This is a genomic window from Treponema saccharophilum DSM 2985 (assembly GCF_000255555.1).
GTDB classification, from domain to species: domain Bacteria; phylum Spirochaetota; class Spirochaetia; order Treponematales; family Treponemataceae; genus Treponema_D; species Treponema_D saccharophilum.
In genome coordinates this window covers 1-2,955 of the sequence record NZ_AGRW01000015.1, presented here as the reverse complement: position 1 = coordinate 2,955, position 2,955 = coordinate 1, and the positions used below count along the sequence as shown (strand labels likewise).

The 2,955-nt window shown below is 54.1% G+C and carries 2 protein-coding genes and 1 tRNA gene; all 3 read right to left on the bottom strand.

All coding sequences use genetic code 11. The features are described 5' to 3' along the window. Positions 1-109: 109 nt before the first annotated feature. The 3 genes from TRESADRAFT_RS00135 to TRESADRAFT_RS00125 all read right to left on the bottom strand — a co-directional run bounded on the left by TRESADRAFT_RS00135 (position 110) and on the right by TRESADRAFT_RS00125 (position 2,535). Positions 110-195, bottom strand: a tRNA-Leu gene (locus TRESADRAFT_RS00135). Between the two features lie 74 nt (positions 196-269). Then, on the bottom strand, positions 270-1,436 hold the full coding sequence (locus TRESADRAFT_RS00130; protein WP_002701661.1) for a vWA domain-containing protein: 1,167 nt from the start codon (positions 1,434-1,436) through the stop codon (positions 270-272). Between the two features lie 25 nt (positions 1,437-1,461). Next, on the bottom strand, positions 1,462-2,535 hold the full coding sequence (locus TRESADRAFT_RS00125) for an AAA family ATPase (protein ID WP_002701660.1): 1,074 nt from the start codon (positions 2,533-2,535) through the stop codon (positions 1,462-1,464). Positions 2,536-2,955: the final 420 nt, after the last annotated feature.

Below are 2,955 nucleotides of genomic sequence, written 5' to 3'. Positions count from 1 at the left end.
AAAGTGTCCAATAATTGGGGTACACTTCACTTTTGAATCCCGTTTTTTTTGCGCCGGCGGTTTTCTCGGAAATCTGTCCGGGTAAAAAAAATCCCCCTTGTTCGGGGGTTGCCGGGAACCGGACTTGAACCGGCACGACGGTTGAATGTCGAGGGATTTTAAGTCCCTTGTGTCTACCTGTTCCACCATCCCGGCTTGTCGCAAAAGCAACGCGTTTATTTTATCAGAATGCGCGCCTCGTTTCAAGGTTGCCCGGTTCCGGCATTCCGTCACAGGGGAATGTACGTCGCCTTCGACGAGGGGAGCGACGGGAGCATCTCTTTGCAGAATGAGTTGTATTCCGCCTTGCTCGTCAGAACCCACAAAACGCGCTTCGTCGATTCCATTTTTGGTACCGATGCGCATCCGTCCGTGAAGATGATAAGCCCGTCGTATTCATTCGAATTCGCATAAAAATCAAGCGCGGGCTGGAAATCCGTTCCGCCGCGTCCCGTCACTTCGACCTTGCTCCTCGCTTTTTTGAGCGAGAGGATGTCGGCCGTAATATCCGCGTCGAACTGTATGACGTCTATTTTCTTCATTCCGTATTTGAAGAACCTGTTCACGATTGAGAAGAACCGGCTGAGCGCTTCGGTGCTGATTGAGCCGCTGACGTCGACCGCGACGAGAAGCCCCGTCGAAAATTCGTTCTGGCTTCCCATCGCGGTGAATCCGTAGCGCCTGTTTGGCTTCATGCGCGTGAGCCTCCGTGCCGACGAGATTATCGTCGCGCGGAACATGGCGAGCATGCGCCTGTAGTCCATGCTTATGACGAGCGTCGCCTCGATTATCTCCTGAAGTTCGCCTTTTATCGAGCCCCAGCCGTTCGACATCTGCGCGCGCTCGATTTCCGCGTTTATCGTCTCCGCCGCCTCGGAATCCTCGTCCCAAAGCTCGGAGCAGTCGTACTTTTCGGTCAGCTCCTGGAATTGCTCCTGCGTGAGCGCGCTTTCGTTGCCCAGTTCGAATGAGTCGAGCTTCGTTTTCATGTCCGACAAAAGCTTCACGTAGTATTCCTCGAACGAGAGGTTTTTCGGCAGCTTGAAATCCTCGGCGCGCGGAAGGCGGACGCGCGTCTCCATCACGTCCGATATCGTGATGTCGCTTGCGAGCGAGAGGACAATCCTGTTCGGGCACGGCGGGATGCGCTGGTACGGATGCTTGAGAATTATCCGCACGACCTCGATTTTGAGAAGCTCCTCGAGCTCGGCGTCGGTCTTTTTCGATAGTATCGCGGGATTGAATTCGATGCGCATTTTCCCGCACCGGAACGCGACTTTTATGTCCTCGTTTTCCGAAATCTTGTGCGTGCAGAACACGCCGAAAAGAAGCGGCTCCTTGAGGAACCATATCTCCGCGATTTTCGTTATGCGTTCGCGCGCAGTAAGATTCTCCATTTTTTTGTGCGACTCCACGTTTTCGTCAGATTGACTGGATGAACTTCATGATTTTCGCCTGCAGCGACGGTATGTTCATCATTATGAACGCCGCCACCGACTGGTACGGCTCGGACGTGAACAGGTTCGCGAAATGCCCCATCGCCTCCTGCTTCATCTCGAGGATGAGCATCCCGAAATATTTGTCGAGGTTCCGCGCGATTTCCACCGTCTTCGATTTGTCGTAGTTTTTGCTTTCGATGTACCTGAAAAGCGACTCGTTGACGATGGCGAGCGTCGGCGTCGAGTATTTTTTGAGCGTGTCCTCGACGTCCTTGAAGTCCTGCGTGAGGATTTCCTGTGCCGAAAGGACGCTGTTCTTCGATATTGCCGCGAAGAATTTCGTCGCCGCCGGCATTCCGATTATTCCCGCGGAAATTTTCTTGTAGATTTCGTCCGATACGTTCGGCTTTCCCTTTATGATGTCGGAAATGCGCTCCCAGCCGCGCCTGTCCGGCGTTTTTTCAAGCCCCATGTCCTCCTTCCTGAGCGCGGCGCCGTCGAGGTAGTCCGGGTTCTGCGACACGAACGATATAATCCGCTCGTCGATTCCCGATTTTTCCGCCCACAAAAGCCATTCCGGGACGCTCGGCATGAATTCGAAGACGTTGAAGCGCGAGACGAGGGCAGGGTCGAGGTCGGTGAGCTGGTACTCGTCGCCCGTGTTTACCGCGCTTATGATGCGGCTTCCCTTCGGGAGCGATTTTCCGGCGAGCGTCTTGTTCAGCGCGAGGTCCATTATCGTCTGGAGCACCTCAGGACGCGCGCGGTTAAGTTCGTCGAGGAACAGCACAATCGGGGTTCCGTCCGTGGGAAACCAATACGGCGGCATGAATTCCGTTTTCCCCGTCGTCTCGTTCTTGTACGGAAGGCCTATCAAATCCCCCGGATCGCTCATCTGCCCGAGAAAAAGCGGTATGACCTTTATTCCTGTCTTTTTGTAGTAGTTCGTCAGTATCTGCGATTTTCCTATTCCGTGCTTTCCCGCAAGAAGGATGTTCTGCGATTCCGGCGTCATATCAAGTATTTTCTTAAGCTCATTCGCGTTTATTCTTATCATGATTCCACTATTCTATGTGAAAGTCGCGAATTCCTCAATAAATCCCCCTCCCGCCCTCCCCAAGCCGAACTGAGAACGGGAAAAGGTTAGCAATCGGGAAGGGGAAAAATTGCAATCGCCCCGTCCCCGTGGGCACGGAGGCACGCCGCGCGTGCCGGCTGAGCGATTGCCCCAACGAAGCCGAACTTGGAACGGGAAAAGGTTTAGCAATCGAGAACGGGAAAAATTGCAATCGCCCCGCCCCCGTGGGCACGGAGGCACGCCGCGCGTGCCGGCTGAGCGATTGCTCCGACGAAGCCGAACTTGGAACGGGAAAAGGTTAGAGGTCGAATTCCCGTTCTGAAAAAGCCACGTCCCCTCGCAAAAAAATGGACCTGTTCCGAATATGTTTTTCCGAACAGGTCTGATGAAAAACCGCGG

Coding starts and splice junctions, on each gene's coding strand:
- TRESADRAFT_RS00130 (WP_002701661.1), bottom strand. CDS start 1,436: ATGGAGAATCTTACTGCGCGCGAACGCATAACGAAAATCGCGGAGATA.
- TRESADRAFT_RS00125 (WP_002701660.1), bottom strand. CDS start 2,535: ATGATAAGAATAAACGCGAATGAGCTTAAGAAAATACTTGATATGACG.